Source organism: Streptomyces sp. NPDC005281 (assembly GCF_040607495.1).
Lineage (GTDB): Bacteria > Actinomycetota > Actinomycetes > Streptomycetales > Streptomycetaceae > Streptomyces.
On the sequence record NZ_JBEXGX010000068.1, the window covers coordinates 1 to 14,949 of the forward strand.

A 14,949-nucleotide genomic window follows, 5' to 3' on the forward strand; every position below is an offset into this window, starting at 1 on the left:
ATGGAAGCGTAGAGAACTCCCATTATCCCAGGTCAGCGGGCACCTCTTCTCATTTCCCTGTCCACAGCCCGGCCATTACGCGGTGGATCGAGGCTCACCCGTTCAACGGTCAGAACCTGATATCGATTGCCTATGCGAAAAGTGATGCAGAGCAGGCTCGGCGGCCCGGAAGTTCTGGAAGTCCGTGACGTGGAGGTGCCGGAACCGGGGCCCACAGAGGTGCTGGTCGAGGTGAAGGCCGCGGGGGTGAATCCCGTCGACTGGAAGATGCGTGCCGGCGGCGGTCTGGGAGATCCGCCCTTCTCGGTCGGCTGGGACGTCTCGGGGGTCGTGGCGGCCGTGGGGCCCGGCGTGACCCGCTTCGAGGTGGGGGACGAGGTGTTCGGCATGCCTCGATTCCCCTCGGAGGCGGCGGCCTACGCGGACTACGTGACCGCTCCCTCCAGACACCTCGCCGTCAAGCCGTCCCGGCTGAGCCATGTCCAGGCCGCCGGACTGCCCCTCGCGGGTCTCACCGGCTGGCAGGCCCTGGTCACCGTGGCCGGGATCGCCGCAGGTCAGCGTGTTCTCATTCCCGCCGCTGCAGGAGGAGTGGGGCACCTGGCCGTCCAGATCGCCAAGGCCCGTGGCGCCTACGTGATCGGTACCGCGAGCGCGGCCAAACACGGGTTCGTCAAGGGGCTCGGGGCGGACGAGGTCATCGACTACCGGACCACGGACGTCGGCGCGCAGGTCGCGGACGTGGATGTCCTCCTCGCCACGGTCGCGGGGCAGATCCGGGAACTCGCGGGCACATTGGTGCCAGGCGCCCGCGTCGTGGCGCTGAACGGAGTCGACGCGGGGGCGGTTCAGTGGGCTGTGGAGAACGGCCTGCGGGCGGACTTCATGCTCGTGGAGCCCGACCGTGGCGACCTGGAGTCCTTGGCCTCCCTGGCCGAGGACGGCCTGCTCGACGTGCACATCGACACGGCCTTTCCGCTGGAGCGGGTGGCCGATGCCCACCGCATGGGCGAGCAGGGGCGAACGATCGGAAAGATCGTTCTGTCGCTGTGAACAGGCCTTCCCGTGGAAACCCTTGACCGGCGGGACTCTCTCACGCAGCACCCCAGCCCTGTTACAAACAGCAGGTCAGGCTGCTGCGAGATCGGCCCAATGATCAATGAGGTCTTCGGGAGTGCTGTGACTGCCACCGCTGTCGACCAGCGCGGAGATGATCGCGGCACCCCGGCCGTGCTCGTCCTCGGGCCGGGTCGCGGCCCACGTGGTGGGATCGAGCTGCGGACCGCCGTCGCTGACATGAACCTGGATCCGGCCGACGTCGCGCCCGGCGACCCGCAGATGAAGGGCCACCGGCGGCAGCGCGTGGGTCACGGCGTTGGTGACCAGCTCGGAGACCACCAGGAGAGTGTCGTAGATCTGGTCCTCGTCCACACCTCGGGCAGTCAGAACGCGGCGGGCTTCCCTGCGGGCGACGGCCGGCGCGAGGGGGCTGTGCTCCAACTGCATGTCGACGACCCACTGGGCGGCTTTGACGTTGTCGTGCTGCCGGGTGCCGACGTCCGGGGTGGAGAACATGAGGATCACTACCTGGTGGAAGGGAGACGGAACATTTATTGACCTGTCTCCCAGCACACCGCAAAGCGACACCGAATACGTGAGCAGTCCGTACTCAAGGCTGTCATCGGCGATCTGCGGAAACGACGCCAATTCCGCCGCGATTCCGCGGGCGTCATGCAGTCCTTACCGAGGAACTGCGGATACTGACGAAAAAATCGAACCGAGGAAATGAGCGGGAGGCTTCCATGGCCGCTGAAGAGAATTCTGACGGCATGCGTGCCGGCACGGACGGCGTGGCCGATGCGGACGGGCTCGTGGCCAACCGGGCCCTGTGGGACGACCTCGCCGAGTTCCACGGAACGGACCCCGACGACCGGTCGTACGACGTGGAGTCCTTTCTCGCCGGCGGTCAGACGCTGCGCGGGATCGAACGAAAACTCGCGGGCGACGTGGCCGGCAGGGATGTCCTTCACCTGCAGTGCCACTTCGGGATGGACACCCTGAACTGGGCGCGTCTGGGCGCACGCGTGACCGGCGTGGACTTCTCACCCAAGGCGATCGCGCGGGCACGGGAGCTGGCGCGGCGTACCGGTCTGGCCGCGGAGTTCGTCGAAGCCGACTCCCAGCGTCTGCCGGATGCTCTGACGGGCAGGTTCGACCTGGTCGTCGCGACCTACGGAGTGCTGTCCTGGATCGCGGACCTCGACGCGTGGATGGGGGGCGCGGCGACAGCGCTGCGGCCGGGCGGCCGACTGGTCCTCGTGGACCTGCACCCCGTCCTCCAGACGGTGCTCACCTTCGATCCGTTCGTGGCCGACTGGCCCTACGGCGGTGGCGAGCCGCAGCTCGACGCGATGACGGGCACGTACGCCCATGCGGACGCTCCGCTCGAGCCGCAGGCATCCACGCAGTACCCGTATTCGGTCGGCGAGATCGTCACGGCGGCCGCTTCGGCGGGACTGACCGTGGAACGGCTCGGTGAGCACACGGAGACCGAGACGGACGGGCGGCACATCCTTCCTCAGGGGCCGGACGGTCTGTACCGGTTCCCCTTCAGCGACACCTACCTGCCCGTCCTGTACTCGCTCACCGCGGTACTCCCCGCCGCTACGTAGGCCGCACCTCACGCGCGTGCGCGGGAGCGGCCGCCCCGGGAACTCGGGGCTTGCCGAGCAGGTCCAGGGTGACCTCGGCGGCCGCCAGGTCCTGGACGCCGAGACCGATGAGCTTGCAGACGGTGATCTCTTCGTCGTCCTCGCGCCCCGGCGCCGTACCCGCGAGGACCTCACCGAGCTCCGCGTGGTGTCGGCGGTCCCGTTCCGGGAGTCGTGACAAGTCGCCGTGCACCGCGGTGAGTTCGCGGCTGTCGACCACGATCCGATCCGCTCGCCTCAGGGACTCGGGACTCAGTTCCGCCTTCGTAGGATCGTCGGCTCCCACGGCGTTGACATGCGTTCCGGGCGCCAACCACCCGGCGTGTACCAGGGGTTCGGTGCTGGACGTCGCCGTCACCAGCACATCGACGCCCTCACACGCGGCCCGCGGATCGTCCACGGCGACGACCCGAATATCGGGGCGCCTGGCGTGCAGCGCCCGGGCGAATGCCTCGACCTGGGACGCGCGCCGACCCCACAACCGTACGTCACGCAGCGGGAGTTCATCGGCCACGGCAAGGGTCTGAAGATAGGCCTGGGTGCCGCTGCCGATGACCCCGAGAACGTGGGAGTCGCGCCGGGCCATGGTCCGGGCGGCAAGGGCTCCCGCTGCCGCCGTCCGTACGTCGGAGAGGTGGTGTTCGTCCTCCAGGAGCGCCCGGAGATCCCCCGTCGATGCGTCGAACACCGCGATGACCCCGCTCCCGGCTGTTCCGCCGCGCCGGGCCCGCTCCAGGAACCAGGAGGCGACCTTGACGGTGAAGACGCTTCGCCCGGGCAGCCAGGCCGACTTCACGTGCACATCGCCCTCACGGCCCGCGGGCGCGAAGACGGCGACGGGGGAGTCGCCCAAGCCGCGGCTGTAGTCACGCAGCGCCGCGGCGACGGGCTCCAGGACCTCGGGGTACCCGACCACGGCGCGGATCTCCTCGGGGCCGAAGTGGACCGGGCCGCCCGTCATCGCGGCAGCCCTTCGAGGCGACCGCGGGCGACGACGGCGACCTCGCCGCCGACCCGTACCGACGTGATGTCCCGCGGATCTCCGTGGGCACTGATCGTCATCTCGCTGGGACGGCCGCAGTAGCGCCCCTGGCGCAGCGTCCGCCGGTCGCCGTCCTCGATGCGTCCGTGCCGTCGGAGGTAGGCGGCCACGCATCCGGCCGCGCTGCCGGTGGCCACGTCCTCGACGACGCCGTCGTTGTTCCAGTGCCGGCCTTCCAGGTCGTCCGCGTCCAGGAGATAGGCGAACTGCGCTCCGGCCCTGGCCAGTCGTTGCCCGATGTCGGAGGTGATCCGGGCCCGCGCCAGTGCTCCGGCGCGTACGGGCACGATCAGGTACCGCAGTCCCGTCGTGACGATCTCGGGAGGCAGCTCCGGGTGAAGGTCTTCCTCGTCAAGGGAGAACCAGGAGGCCAGGTCGTTCAGCACGGGCCGGCCTAGGAACTGGGGAGCGCCCTGGTCGAGGACGCTCGCGTACCGCCCGGGGGCGCGGCGCTCGGTGACCACCTCCACGGTGCGTGCCTTCAGTTCGAGCGACCAGGTCCGGCTGCCGTCGGTGTCCTCGATGGCGTGCAGGACGCTCGCCGCTCCGATGACGGGGTGCCCGGCGAAGTCCAGTTCCTCGGCGAGATCGAAGACCCGGGCCCGCCACGCGTCGTGGCGCCCGTCCTTCTGTTCCAGAAAGATGGACTCGAAGTGCCGCATTTCCTCGGTGATCCGCTGCATCTGGGATCCGCTCAATCCCGTCGCTTCGGGAAAGACCGTAAGGCTGTTTCCGCTGAAAGGAAGTCCGCTGAAAACATCGACGTGAAAATAGTGCATGCTCCGACGCTACCCAAGGACGGAAACCGGGGGAACCACTCGAATGAACAGAGGGGGCATAGCATGTCGTTATGGCCCCCGATCTCGAAACCGCACTCCTGCGTGCTTTTGTGAGCTCCGTACGGTCCGGAAGCATCAGCCGTGCCGCCGCGGCCCTCGGCCACAGCCAGCCCGCGCTGAGCGGCCAGTTGCGCAGGCTCGAGCGTACGGTGGGCCGCCCGCTGTTGCACCGCGGCACGACGGGCGTGTCGCTGACCAAGGCCGGGGAGGTGTTCCTCCCCTACGCCGAGCGCATTCTGTCCCTCTCGGCCCAGGCCGTCGCGGCGGCCGGCCCGGACGTGGCCGGGCACTGCGGCGTCGGGTTGATGGAGGACTTCGTCACGCCGTCCCTGGTCGAGGCGCTGGGCGACTTCAGCGTGCTGCACCCGGACGCGACACTGGAACTGGTCACCGGTACCGGCCCGCTGATGAAGCAGACCCTCGCCGAGGGACGCATCCAGCTGGCACTCTGCGACCCGTACCACCTGGCCGAGACGCCTCGTTGGACGGCCCGCCTCCCTCTTGCCTGGTCCGCGGCGCCCGGACTTGACGTGACCCAGGACCCGCTGCCGCTCGTCCTCTTCTCCCAGCCGTGCCGCTGGCGAGCGCCGGTCCTCGACGCTCTGGAGACCGCGGGCCGCCGGTGGAGGGTCGTCTTCGAGAGCACCGCCATGGGCGGGGTGCAGGCCGCCGTGCGGGCGGGCCTCGGCGCCACCGCGCTGCTCCCCGCGAACGTGGAGCCGGGCACCGCCGTGGAAGGGCTGCCCGAGCTGCCCGATGTCGAGGTCGCCCTCGTCCGCTCCGCTGGCCGGGACGGCGACCCGCTCCTCCAAGCGGTTGAAGACCTGCTGCGACGCCTGATCATGCCACCGACGACCTCATGGCCTCAGTGACCCGGTGACTTCATGACCTGTTGACCGTAGTACGGGAATTCCGGCCGAAAGCGCGTTGAGACGGGTCAGCACCGGCATTGCCGCCACCGGTCATCAGAGGCCCCGGCACCGCCTATGGGAACCAATTACTCACGTGCGCTGGGCCACCTCACGCTTCAATGAATCTGCCCGGACTCGGACAGGGGGAAAGGTGCTCCGCGCCGGGTGATTCGCGCCTCGTCAAAGGCGGCAGCGGACCCTACGGGCGATCGGGCGACGCCTCACGATAAAAGGCCGCCCTGCCCCTGTCAGAGCCACCATCGAAAGAGTCTGTATGAGAATGAAGAGGCTGGCAGGTTCGCTGTTCACGGTATCGGCGGCACTCGCATTGACGGTCCTGCCGACCACGGCCCAGGCAGCCGGGACAGAGGACGGCGCCGCGCTGGTGGCGGCGGAGAACGAGATCATCGACGAGCTCGCCCCGCTGGGCTGGCCGGGCCAGGACTCGGAGAACTTCTACCCCGGAGCGGCCGGCCATGCCGACGCCGCGTCCGTGGTCTGGGGGACACGCGGGGACGCGCGTTCCTATCAAGTCGAGGCCAGGTGCGCCCAGTTCCTCACAGCTTCGCTGAAGCATGCCTATACCTGGGCCACGGACACGTGGTTCACCAACGGCATCGGCTTCCGCAGCCCCTCCTCCGAGCAGTACTACGACGCCTTCACGGACACGTCCGTCGGCGGCGCGCTGGAGGACATGAGCGACCACATCACCCGTCCTTCCGCGCAGCGGGTCCAGGACCTGCACGCCGGGTCCATCATCGCGGTGAAGTACCTGGACGGATCGGAGGGCGGCGCGACCGGCCACATGATGACGGTGGAGTCCGTCGCGCCGTTCGAGCGCGACGGCAACCGTGCCACGCAGGAGTACGCCGTGACCGTGGCGGACAGTACGTCCAATCCGCACGGCGTGGCGCTCTCTTCCAAGACGTCGCCGCACTGGGCGTTCCGTGACACTCGTGTCGAGGGTTCTCCCGGACTCACCACGAAGGAGTGGAGCGGCGCGACCGGCTATTGGTGGGGCAGGAACGAGGCCGCGTTCAACACGGTCGCCGACCGGCCGATGGTCTTCGTGGACGTCACCCGCTGACACCGCCTTGTTCAAGGGTCACTTGGACGGCGGGAGCCAGGGTGGCGACGATCTGCTCGGGGGAGAGGTGGGCGACCGCGGGGATGCGCAGGATGTAGCGGGTGAGGGCGAGGCCGAGGAGTTGGGCCGAGACCAGTCCGGCCCGCGCGGCATGCTCAGGACCGGCCGCTTTGGCGAGTGCCGGTGCCACCTGGGTCGCGAAGATCGCGTGCATCCGCCCGGCGGCGTGTTCGTTGGTGACGGCGGAGCGAAGGAGCAGAAGCAGGGCGTCGCCTGCCTCGTCCCGCTCCCAGCGGCGGAGGAAGTGCCGGACCAAGGCCTCGGCGCGGTCACTCGCCGGCACGGCGGACAGGTCGGGGAGATCCAGGTCGATGTCGAGTGCCGCGTCGAAGAGTTGGGCCTTGCTGCCGTAGTAGCGCATGACCATCGAGGGGTCGATGTCGGCGTCGGCCGCGACGGCGCGGATGGTCGTGCGTTCGAAGCCGTGGGCGGCGAAGCGGCGGCGGGCCGCGTCCAGGATCACCGCCCTGGTGCGATCGGAGCGTCGGGCGCCCGAGGTGTTGTTGTCGATGTCCTGCGTCATGCCCACGACTGTAGGCCAACACCTGTTGACTAGCCAGGGCGGCTGCGTGCACTCTGTCAACAACCGTTTGCCAACGCTTGTTGGCAATCCGAGTCGCGCAGCCCCGGAGGCCCACCGTGAACAGCCCCGCCCATGCACTGCCCGTCCGCACCGAGGTCGCGATCGTGGGCGCCGGGCCCACGGGCCTCGCGCTCGCGGTGACCCTGGCCCTCGCCGGCATCGACTTCGTCCTGCTGGACCAGCAGGACGAAGGGGCCAACACCTCGCGCGCCGCCGTGGTGCACGCTCGAACCCTCGAAGTCCTCGACGAGCTCGGCGCATCCAGCGAGCTGATCGGCCGAGGCGTGAAACTCACCCGCTTCGCCGTTCGTGACGGCGCTCGTCGGCTGCTCACCGTCCCCTTCGACCGGCTCCCCACCCCGCACCCGTACACGCTGATGGTTCCGCAGTACGAGACGGAGGCGGTCCTGCTCGGGCGCCTGCGAGCCCTGGGTGGCGACGTCCACCGGCCCCACCAGGTCAGCTCCGTGGTCCAGGACCAGGACGGCGTGACCCTCACCACCAGCACCGGACAGACCCTGCGCGCGTCCTACGCGGTCGGCGCGGACGGCATGCACAGCACCGTCCGAGAAGCCTCCGGCATCGGCTTCACCGGAAGCTCCTACGCCGAGTCGTTCGTCCTCGCCGACGTCGTGATGGACTGGGCCCCGGGGCCGGACGAGGTCTCCCTAACCTTCGGGGTCGCGGGCCTCCTCGTCGTCGCCCCGCTGCCGGGCGGCCACTACCGGGTCGTCGCCACCACCGACCAGGCACCTGAACACCCTGACCTCGCCCTCGTGCAGCAGCTCCTCGACCAGCGCACCCCCGGCCAGGCCGTGGTGACCGACGTCGCCTGGTCCTCCCGCTTCCGTGTCCACCACCGGGTCGCCGACCACTACCGTGCCCAGCGGCTGTTCCTCGCCGGAGACGCGGCTCACGTCCACAGCCCCGCCGGCGGTCAGGGCATGAACACCGGGATCCAGGACGGCCACGCCCTCGGCACCGCCTTCGCCACGGACACCCTCGACGGCTACGAAGCCCACCGACGCCCGGTCGCCCAACGTGTGGTCGCTTTCACCGATCGCATGACTCGCATCGCCACCACTCGCAACGTCGCCGCACGCACCCTGCGCAACACCGCCATGCGTCTCCTGGGCCACACCCCTCTGCCCACCAAACTCGCCACCGAACTCGCCGAGCTCAACTACCGCTAGTGACCCGGACATCGATGGGCCGAGGCCAGTGCCGAGACTCCGCGACGACGACGCTCCGGACACTCAAATGCCCTCGGCAGCAAGGCGGTTGAGCGCCGCCCGTGCCGCGGTCAGCGTGGGGTGCGTCGCGTGGACCCGACGGCGTAGAAGCTCGACGACACGCGCGTACCGTGTTCGTGAACGCCTGAAGTCGCCTTGGGACTCGTTCACCGCCGCCAGGTTCACGAGGGTCGGCGCCAGGTCGGGATGGTCGAGGCCCAGCAGATGTTCTTTGACGCTCAGAGCGTCGGCGTAGTACGCGCGGGCCACATCGAGCTCCCCACGGCGGTGTTGGATGGCGGCGAGATTGTGCAGGGTCACGGCCACGTCGTAGCTCTTGGGTCCGTAGACATCGTGAAAGACGGAGAGTGCCTGTCGCAGGTGGCGCTCGGCCTCCTCAAGGCGGCCGCATCCGTCCAGGAGGGCCGCCCACGCTGCTGTGTCGAGGGCCGTGAGGACATGGTCCGGGCCGTGGAGCCTGGTTCGGATCCGCACGGACCGCGCGGCCCAGGGTTCCCCGGCCCGCGCGTCACCGCGAGCATGTGCGAGCCCTCCGAGGTTGTGGCACACCATGGCCACGGTGCCATGGTCTTGCCCGAAGACCCCTTCGTAGATCTCCAGGGCGCGCAAGTAGCGTCTTCGGGCGGCGTCGAAGTCTCCGGTGTATTTGCCCAGGACTCCCAACTCGTTGCACAGCCATGCCACGGTGAGCGATGAGGGACCGGTGGCGTCCTCCGCCGCGGTGAGGGTCAGCGACAGCAGCAGCTCGGCGTGCCGGTATCTGCCCTGCATCCGCCATGCGGTGGCCAGCGTGCCGCGCACCTCGAAGTCGGCCACGCCGAGGGGGCCCGAATGCGCCTCATGCTCAGAGGACGAGGCGGTGTTGAGCGCCCGGCGCAGCAACTTCTCCGCCTCTCCCGCCAGACCCGCCTCCAGCGCGCGCTCGGCTTGTCCTACGGCCTTCAGCAAGGCGGGGATACGTTCACGACCGGTCATGGAGAGCCCCCTTGGGGAGAGTGCGGGCAAGGCTCGACGTCATCAGCGCGCTCGCGCCGGGACCAGCGACCGAGATGGCGACGAACGGGCGTATGAAGTCGGTCGGTCCCAACACCCGTAAGAGCCAAACCGATCGCGCCGGACCGGCCGGTCGGGAACGCTTCCGACCGGCCGGTGACGCCTTTTGAGTTTCCTGGGCTGGATCAGCCGGCGATCACGATTTCGTTGTGGTTCATCGATCCTGCCTTGAGGCTGAGTTCGCCGTTGTTGTCGGCCTCGGCGCCGAGATCGACGGCCACGACGATCTCGTTGTGGTTGTAGCTGCCCGTCTTGGCGGCGTAGGTGAAACCGGCGTCGGTTACCTGCTGCACAGCTGCTCCTTCGTGGTGACGAATCGCCCGCGGTTGCGGGGCGTTTGAACACCTGAAACGTATTTGGGCGTCCGACACCCTGAAATGAGTAATTGGTACCTGCATTGCCGGCCGAGTCCGTGTGGACCGGCGAGCCCTTCTTCCCGCTTCCGTCTTCGCACGGTGGCCCAGAACGGCCGCCCCGGGTCCGAGGCCTGCCCGGACCGGCGCCAGGATGGCCCCGGACAGGCCTCGGGCAAGCGGCAAGGGGCGCCCCGTTCGAGCACTTCGACAGCGTGCTGGTGGGTGGCCGGCGCACAAGGTTGAGTACCGGCTGCTCAGTCGCCACCACCCTGAATCGATATCTCCTGGAATAGCGGTGAACCAGCCCTTCAGGATGCGGCTGCTCGGCGTCAAGGCCGAGGCGCCTGAAGGCACCGCCCGATGGCTGCTCTCCGAGAGGCGGGTGTCGGTTGACCAGGAGGGAGAGTCATGCACAAGCCCCTGACGGCAGCAGGTCTGACCGCCGCGGTGGCCGGCGCGCTCCTGGTGGTTCCCGTCGCATCGATCACCGTGGCACGGCCGGCGACCCCGACGTCCGCGGGCAGGAGTGCTTCGCCCACCCATGCGAAGCATGAGATCGATCAGCCCGCCGATGCCGGCTTTCCGATCAAGGAAGCGGACGTCGAACGGAGCCCCCTCTCAGCCCCCTTCAGCGGACACCGGTCGGATCGATGGCCGACGCTCGTAGCTGATCGAGCCGCCCGGAACAGGCCGCTGGTTTGGCAGGAGGCAAATCGTCCACCAGTCCCCGGAATCAAAGAGCACTGCACGAGATGAAGAGTCCCTTGAACCCTGTGTCCGCCGACACACTCAGGTGCCGCGCCGCCGCCACCGGCCCACGTTGCCAGGCAGCGAAAGCGGCGCCGAGCCAGCTGTGGTGGACGGCCCGCCAAGCAATCGAGACACCGGACCGCAAACCTGCCCAGACCGATGATCTGCGCAGGTGGGCCAGTGTCCTCATCGACGGTCTTCTCACCTTCGAGGAAGACGTGAACGCGTTCCAAGGGCCGCAGGCCCGCCTTTGGCAGCTACAGATGACACATTCCGTCCAGCAACACCTACGGCCCATCTCGGGGGATCTCCCGGCACATCGGTGGCTGATTCACGCACGGCATCGCACCCAGGTCCGCCCGGGCGCCGCCGTCGACCGGGATCTCGGCCGCCAGCAGCGTTCCGGTGGCCAGAGCGCCGATCGCGAAACCGCTCGTCCACGCCAGCGTATGGGCTCCGTTGTAGCGTCCCGTCAGTCCGGGCGGCGCCAGGTCATTCACCAGCGCGGCCACGACCGGCATGTAGGCGACTTCCCCGAAAGCGAACACCACGGCCGCGGCAAGCAGGCTTCTGAAATCGGGAGTTGGGTCCATGGCGACGATCGCCCAGGCCCCAGCCATGCAGGAGGCTCCCCCCGCGAGAACGACGGGTCGGGGCAGGCGGCTCAGAATTCGCTGGGCGGGAACCTGGGCGAGCGCGACGACGAGCATGTTCGCCGTGAACACCCACCCGAGGCCACCGACATCGTTCGTCAGCACCGACACCGCCGGTAGGCCGATCTGAAGCTGAGTGAACCCGGCCGCCACCACGAACAGTACGAAGGTGAAGACACCACGCATGGCCGGATCGCGGGCAACTGCCGCGTAACCCTTGTCTGAAGGCTGAGGGCCCCTACGGGCCTGTGCGTCTTCGGCTGCGCCGTGGGCCTCGGCGATGTCCGCGACGGCCCCGCGGCGACCGGCCGTCCTGCCCACCAGCGCCGCCAGCACGACGAACGAGACCGCGTCGAGCCCGTACACCCAGTGCAGCCCGGAGACGACTCCGAAGACACCGAGCACCCCGGACGCCCCGGCGACGCCGATCATCGCTCCGCCGGTCACGATGGCGTTGCGCCAGGAGAACGCCTTCTCCCGTGCACTTCCGGGCACCGATCGGGCCAACAACGCGTCCAGCGTCGGTACGAGTGCCGCCGCCGCGCCCGTACCGACGACGGCCGCCACCACCGCGGGCAGCACCACACCCCCGCGTACACCGAACAAGACGGCGGTCGCCGCGGCAGCGGTCGCGGCGACGCCCACGACCGGTGCGGGCCGGCCCGCACCGGTCGCTGAGGGCGCCTCCCACCACGGCGCCGACGACGGCGGCCAGCGAGCGGACCACAAGAACCGCTCCCACCTGACCGGCGGAAAGGCCGCAGACGGCGTGGAGGTAGACGACCAGATAGGGGAACGTCGCCCCGGAACCGACGCTGGAGAGGAACTCGGCGACAAGCACCACCATGGCGACACGCGGGAATCCCGCTGTCGACACACGGAGCCCGAGCGGAGCCCTTCCCCGCGTCCTCGTTCCGAGGCCGCCCATGCCCGCTACTCGCCGCTCTTGTCGAGCGCGGCGGGCTTCAGAACGATTTGATGGTGATTGCCGCCGATCGCTCCGGCACGACGTGTCGCGCCCGACTCGATGTCCTTCGGCGCCGGCTCGGAAGCCTGCGCGCCGCTCTCGACGACGATCTCGTTGTGGTTGTACGACCCTGTCTTCATGGGAATTCTCCGTTCGGTATCCGCTGATCCGCGGAGACTCCGACGCTAGGTCGCGGTCCCCACCCGCCGGTTGAGCAGGCGCTACTCAACCGACGTCGTACCGCCGTCCATCTGCGTGCCGATGCCTGGCGGTGGTGGGGTCAGTTGTCGGGGAGGAAGACCTTTTCCATGGCGTTCTGGAGGCCCTTGACGAAGGTGTCGTCGTCGTTGGTGAGGGGGCCTTCGGGGTTGAAGAGGGTTTCGCCGTGCAGGGGAAGGGTGTCCCAGGTGCTGGCCAGGGTGCGGGCGCGGTTTTCGCCGTAGAGGTGGGTGATGAGGGCGATGGTGCTGGGGTGGACGGTGGCGGCGCCGCCGGCGGTGAAGATCTTCGCGTCGGGCAGGAGGGACCAGGCGCGCCGCGGTTCGGCGACGTCGGCGCCGAGTTCCTTCAGCCGGCGGCCGAGGACGGCGGCGGCCTGGAAGCGGGTGCCCTGGAGGATGCCGGAGCGGAAGACGACGCCGACTCCGGCGCAGTTCGCGGCCACCCAGCGGCCCTCGGCGTGGTGGGCGCGGATGAGGTCGAGGATCTGCGGGTCGTGGGAGGCGGCGCCGCCGCCGATGCCGCCGGGGATGTAGAGGAGGTCGTAGCGGTCTTCGGGGTTGACCTTCTCGGTGTGGATCTGTGCGCCCATGTGGGTGGTCACGGTGCCGCCCTCGAGGCTGCCGAGGGTGACCTCCAGCTGCTCGCCGCTCCGGCCCAGGTCGTAGGCCAGGGCCCTGAACAGCTCCCAGGGCGCGAGGAGGTCCTGCTCGCCGACGTTGGGGAAGGCCAGGAAGAGGACCTTGTTGATGCCGCTCATCGTGATGCTCCTTGTGTGGATGCGGGTGGGTGAGTCACCCCGTACAACATGCTCATGGGTCATGACTATTCCAGTTGGAAGGAAAAGATTTCGGGGTAGGGTCGGCCACGACCGCAGAGAGTGACGGAGAGGGTGTGCGATGCCGACGCACTACGACGGGAGCGCCCGCGAGAAGCGGTCGCTGGACCTCTTCATCAAGCTGATCCGGGCCGCCGCGTCGGTGGAGGCGCGCACCAGCGGCCCGCTGCTCGCCTCCGGTCTCACGACGAGTCAGTTCGGCGCCCTGGAGACCCTGTACTACGTCGGTCCGCTGCCCGCCGGACGCCTGGCGGAGAAGCACCTGAAGAGCCCGAACAACTTCACCGTCGTCATCTCCAACCTGGAGAAGCGGGGCCTGGTCCGCCGGGAGAAGTCGCCCCATGACCGCCGCGTGGTCATGATCGAACTCACCGAGGCGGGACGTGCGGCGGTGGAGGAGACCATGCCCCCGTACGTCCGGAGCATCACCGACGACCTGGACCGCCTCTCGGCGCGCGAGCAGGACCAACTCGCCGACCTGCTGCGCAAGCTCGGACGCCCCGACGCCGGGTAGCGCCGCCCGGCTGTCCGCGGCGCAGGCTCATCCGTGCCATCTGCACCGATTCGCCGCCTGCGGATCCCTCGGGAGATTCGTGACGCCGGCCGCATCGAGGTGACGTCCGTCAAGGACAGGACGCCGTTCGCAGCCCACCTCGGTGAGACGGTTCTGGCGGTACGCGAGGAAGGCGACGCGGTCACCGGACGGCTCCGACTGGACATCACCTTCACATCCGGCCGTGTCCGGTGTGAGAGCGAGGCCGGCGAACTGCGGCTGTCCGCCTGCTGATTTCCGTACTGGCATCAGTGCTGTCCGTGTGAGGTCTCGCGGCGGCAGGTGGGATCACTGTGCCGCCCACGTGCTGTACAGGCCCGTTCGTCTCGCTGAGCCTGCGCCGTCTCCGTAAGTTGGTGATCGCGTTGCGGCGGAAGGAGGTGGACTCCAGCGGGGTCGAAGCTTCCTCAAGGACGCTGTCCTCAGCCTGGACGTAACCCTGGGCTGCCTCTGGCGCATCTCCTCCGAGTGCGGAGTCTCAACGAGCCGTTCGGACAGCTGAGTTGACCCGGTCGCCCGAATTTGCCAATGAGTATCGAATGCTCAGGATCGCGAAACGGTTCGTGTGAGGCTGATTTCCGGAAACGATGTGCAGAGTGTTCTGAATCGGTGGAAATTTTGACAGGCTCCGGGATCTCCCGGGACTGAACGATCTCGACGATCCCCGATCGGCTGTCACCCACCCTGTGGCGGAGAGAAAGCCACCGCCTGACTCATTCTGCACTCTCGGTGACTCGCCCGGAGGGCTGCCGTGTTCAGTGATGAGCAAAGGGAAGTTTTGCATGCGTTCGTGCGTGTGGGAACACTGGCGCGAGCTGCCGAGGAACTGAGAATGACGCCACTCGCAGTGTGCCGGCGACTGGCGGAATTGGAAGCGACGCTCGGCTATGCCGTTCTTCAGCCGTACGGTCGTCACATTCGGCTCACGCGTGCGGCAGCCAGGCTCGCGCACGAGTCACCAAAGTCGGAGTGATTCAGTCGCCTAAGGGCTGTCCCGTAATCCCCGGCGGGCGCACGACGACAGCTACGGCTCCCCCAAGCTCTTCGAGCAGGGGGTACCCCCACGCCGCGTTG

Annotated in this window: 16 protein-coding genes; 7 read left to right on the plus strand and 9 right to left on the minus strand. The window is 68.5% G+C overall.

Annotated features, from left to right (window positions below):
- Window positions 1-132 precede the first annotated feature (132 nt).
- Complete coding sequence (locus ABZV42_RS41225) at window positions 133-1,053, plus strand: NADP-dependent oxidoreductase (RefSeq protein ID WP_356057340.1); 921 nt, start codon at window positions 133-135, stop codon at window positions 1,051-1,053.
- Between the two features lie 75 nt (window positions 1,054-1,128).
- On the opposite strand, the gene ABZV42_RS41230 is transcribed toward ABZV42_RS41225, so the two are convergent.
- Complete coding sequence (locus ABZV42_RS41230; RefSeq protein ID WP_355990928.1) at window positions 1,129-1,575, minus strand: ATP-binding protein; 447 nt, start codon at window positions 1,573-1,575, stop codon at window positions 1,129-1,131.
- 227 nt (window positions 1,576-1,802) lie between these two features.
- Here ABZV42_RS41230 and ABZV42_RS41235 point away from each other — a divergent pair, with 227 nt between their 5' ends.
- Window positions 1,803-2,672: a class I SAM-dependent methyltransferase gene (locus ABZV42_RS41235; RefSeq protein WP_356057342.1), complete on the plus strand. Its 870-nt coding sequence runs from the start codon at window positions 1,803-1,805 to the stop codon at window positions 2,670-2,672.
- On the opposite strand, the gene ABZV42_RS41240 is transcribed toward ABZV42_RS41235, so the two are convergent.
- Together ABZV42_RS41240 and ABZV42_RS41245 are read right to left on the minus strand one after the other, a co-directional pair.
- Window positions 2,665-3,672 (minus strand): ornithine cyclodeaminase family protein, encoded by a 1,008-nt coding sequence (locus ABZV42_RS41240; RefSeq protein WP_356057344.1) that lies wholly within the window; start codon window positions 3,670-3,672, stop codon window positions 2,665-2,667. The two genes, ABZV42_RS41235 and ABZV42_RS41240, sit on opposite strands and share 8 nt — an antisense overlap.
- Window positions 3,669-4,532 (minus strand): PhzF family phenazine biosynthesis protein, encoded by an 864-nt coding sequence (locus ABZV42_RS41245; protein WP_356057346.1) that lies wholly within the window; start codon window positions 4,530-4,532, stop codon window positions 3,669-3,671. The genes ABZV42_RS41240 and ABZV42_RS41245 overlap by 4 nt, the downstream gene beginning before the upstream one ends.
- 71 nt (window positions 4,533-4,603) lie before the next feature.
- Here ABZV42_RS41245 and ABZV42_RS41250 point away from each other — a divergent pair, with 71 nt between their 5' ends.
- Together ABZV42_RS41250 and ABZV42_RS41255 are read left to right on the plus strand one after the other, a co-directional pair.
- Window positions 4,604-5,464 (plus strand): LysR family transcriptional regulator, encoded by an 861-nt coding sequence (locus tag ABZV42_RS41250; protein ID WP_356057348.1) that lies wholly within the window; start codon window positions 4,604-4,606, stop codon window positions 5,462-5,464.
- A 319-nt stretch (window positions 5,465-5,783) separates the two neighbouring features.
- A complete protein-coding gene (locus ABZV42_RS41255) occupies window positions 5,784-6,590 on the plus strand; it encodes a hypothetical protein (RefSeq protein ID WP_356057350.1) in 807 nt (268 codons plus the stop codon).
- Here ABZV42_RS41255 and ABZV42_RS41260 read toward each other — a convergent pair.
- Window positions 6,580-7,173: a TetR family transcriptional regulator gene (locus ABZV42_RS41260; RefSeq protein ID WP_355990915.1), complete on the minus strand. Its 594-nt coding sequence runs from the start codon at window positions 7,171-7,173 to the stop codon at window positions 6,580-6,582. The genes ABZV42_RS41255 and ABZV42_RS41260 overlap by 11 nt on opposite strands.
- A 116-nt stretch (window positions 7,174-7,289) precedes the next feature.
- Here ABZV42_RS41260 and ABZV42_RS41265 point away from each other — a divergent pair, with 116 nt between their 5' ends.
- Complete coding sequence (locus ABZV42_RS41265) at window positions 7,290-8,426, plus strand: FAD-dependent monooxygenase (protein WP_355990912.1); 1,137 nt, start codon at window positions 7,290-7,292, stop codon at window positions 8,424-8,426.
- Window positions 8,427-8,489: 63 nt separating this feature from the next.
- On the opposite strand, the gene ABZV42_RS41270 is transcribed toward ABZV42_RS41265, so the two are convergent.
- The 5 genes from ABZV42_RS41270 to ABZV42_RS41290 form a co-directional block, all read right to left on the minus strand.
- A complete protein-coding gene (locus ABZV42_RS41270; protein WP_355990909.1) occupies window positions 8,490-9,461 on the minus strand; it encodes a tetratricopeptide repeat protein in 972 nt (323 codons plus the stop codon).
- A 203-nt stretch (window positions 9,462-9,664) separates the two neighbouring features.
- Window positions 9,665-9,832: a hypothetical protein gene (locus ABZV42_RS41275; RefSeq protein WP_355990906.1), complete on the minus strand. Its 168-nt coding sequence runs from the start codon at window positions 9,830-9,832 to the stop codon at window positions 9,665-9,667.
- A gap of 1,100 nt (window positions 9,833-10,932) precedes the next feature.
- Window positions 10,933-11,943, minus strand: a complete 1,011-nt coding sequence (locus ABZV42_RS41280) for an MFS transporter (protein WP_356057352.1) — start codon at window positions 11,941-11,943, stop codon at window positions 10,933-10,935.
- Window positions 11,944-12,231: 288 nt separating this feature from the next.
- Window positions 12,232-12,405 (minus strand): hypothetical protein, encoded by a 174-nt coding sequence (locus ABZV42_RS41285; protein WP_356057354.1) that lies wholly within the window; start codon window positions 12,403-12,405, stop codon window positions 12,232-12,234.
- A gap of 140 nt (window positions 12,406-12,545) precedes the next feature.
- The gene (locus tag ABZV42_RS41290) at window positions 12,546-13,244 is read right to left on the minus strand and encodes a DJ-1/PfpI family protein (RefSeq protein WP_356057356.1); all 699 of its coding nucleotides are present in this window, start codon (window positions 13,242-13,244) and stop codon (window positions 12,546-12,548) included.
- A gap of 139 nt (window positions 13,245-13,383) precedes the next feature.
- Here ABZV42_RS41290 and ABZV42_RS41295 point away from each other — a divergent pair, with 139 nt between their 5' ends.
- Both ABZV42_RS41295 and ABZV42_RS41300 read left to right on the plus strand, forming a co-directional pair.
- Window positions 13,384-13,836, plus strand: a complete 453-nt coding sequence (locus tag ABZV42_RS41295; protein WP_355986067.1) for a MarR family transcriptional regulator — start codon at window positions 13,384-13,386, stop codon at window positions 13,834-13,836.
- A gap of 790 nt (window positions 13,837-14,626) precedes the next feature.
- On the plus strand, window positions 14,627-14,848 hold the full coding sequence (locus ABZV42_RS41300) for a LysR family transcriptional regulator (RefSeq protein ID WP_355986070.1): 222 nt from the start codon (window positions 14,627-14,629) through the stop codon (window positions 14,846-14,848).
- The last annotated feature ends 101 nt before the right edge of the window (window positions 14,849-14,949 follow it).

Coding starts and splice junctions, on each gene's coding strand:
- ABZV42_RS41245 (WP_356057346.1), bottom strand. CDS start 4,532: ATGCACTATTTTCACGTCGATGTTTTCAGCGGACTTCCTTTCAGCGGA.
- ABZV42_RS41270 (WP_355990909.1), bottom strand. CDS start 9,461: ATGACCGGTCGTGAACGTATCCCCGCCTTGCTGAAGGCCGTAGGACAA.
- ABZV42_RS41230 (WP_355990928.1), bottom strand. CDS start 1,575: ATGTTCTCCACCCCGGACGTCGGCACCCGGCAGCACGACAACGTCAAA.
- ABZV42_RS41255 (WP_356057350.1), top strand. CDS start 5,784: ATGAAGAGGCTGGCAGGTTCGCTGTTCACGGTATCGGCGGCACTCGCA.
- ABZV42_RS41225 (WP_356057340.1), top strand. CDS start 133: ATGCGAAAAGTGATGCAGAGCAGGCTCGGCGGCCCGGAAGTTCTGGAA.
- ABZV42_RS41250 (WP_356057348.1), top strand. CDS start 4,604: ATGGCCCCCGATCTCGAAACCGCACTCCTGCGTGCTTTTGTGAGCTCC.
- ABZV42_RS41260 (WP_355990915.1), bottom strand. CDS start 7,173: ATGACGCAGGACATCGACAACAACACCTCGGGCGCCCGACGCTCCGAT.
- ABZV42_RS41295 (WP_355986067.1), top strand. CDS start 13,384: ATGCCGACGCACTACGACGGGAGCGCCCGCGAGAAGCGGTCGCTGGAC.
- ABZV42_RS41290 (WP_356057356.1), bottom strand. CDS start 13,244: ATGAGCGGCATCAACAAGGTCCTCTTCCTGGCCTTCCCCAACGTCGGC.
- ABZV42_RS41240 (WP_356057344.1), bottom strand. CDS start 3,672: ATGACGGGCGGCCCGGTCCACTTCGGCCCCGAGGAGATCCGCGCCGTG.
- ABZV42_RS41235 (WP_356057342.1), top strand. CDS start 1,803: ATGGCCGCTGAAGAGAATTCTGACGGCATGCGTGCCGGCACGGACGGC.
- ABZV42_RS41285 (WP_356057354.1), bottom strand. CDS start 12,405: ATGAAGACAGGGTCGTACAACCACAACGAGATCGTCGTCGAGAGCGGC.